The organism is Vibrio sp. 10N.222.46.A1 (assembly GCF_041473595.1).
Taxonomy (GTDB): Bacteria; Pseudomonadota; Gammaproteobacteria; order Enterobacterales; family Vibrionaceae; genus Vibrio; species Vibrio tasmaniensis_A.
In genome coordinates this window covers 1-489 of the sequence record NZ_JBFRSN010001075.1, presented here as the reverse complement: position 1 = coordinate 489, position 489 = coordinate 1, and the positions used below count along the sequence as shown (strand labels likewise).

Sequence of the window (489 nt, the reverse complement as noted above, 5' to 3'; positions counted from 1 at the left end):
GGATGTACCATTACGCGAATTCACCGAAACTGCATTCATCCAAGAGTGGATAGTAAGAACCCTTTACCAGCGAATGTTATGCGTTGACGCATTCTTCATTTAGTTGGCTTCACTGCCCGCTGTTGTCTTTATTAAGCATCGAGCTAAATCTGTGATTGAATCACGGGGGAGATTTAGCTGGATGTGGGGGAAATAGGCACCAGTTTGGCTATGACGGGTGGGCTTGGTTAAAGAATCCAAGTCCCACCCACTTTTTTCTTACTCACTCAATACTTACCAATTCCTACAGTTACTGCTGACCCAAAAATTCCTTATAATGATAAGCAGTAAAACTTAAAATTTGATCGATCGAGGACAAGCTAGATGGCGAGTGTCACGTTAAAAAACGTTTATAAATCATATGGTGATGTACAGATTTCTAAGGACGTAACCTTAGACATCAACGAAGGTGAGTTCGTAGTATTCGTTGGACCATCAGGTTGTGGTAAA

The 489-nt window shown here is 41.5% G+C and carries 1 pseudogene; it reads left to right on the top strand.

From position 1 onward, the window contains the following. Positions 1-363 precede the first annotated feature (363 nt). A pseudogene (locus AB4496_RS23880) lies at positions 364-489 on the top strand (ABC transporter ATP-binding protein); the annotation flags it as partial.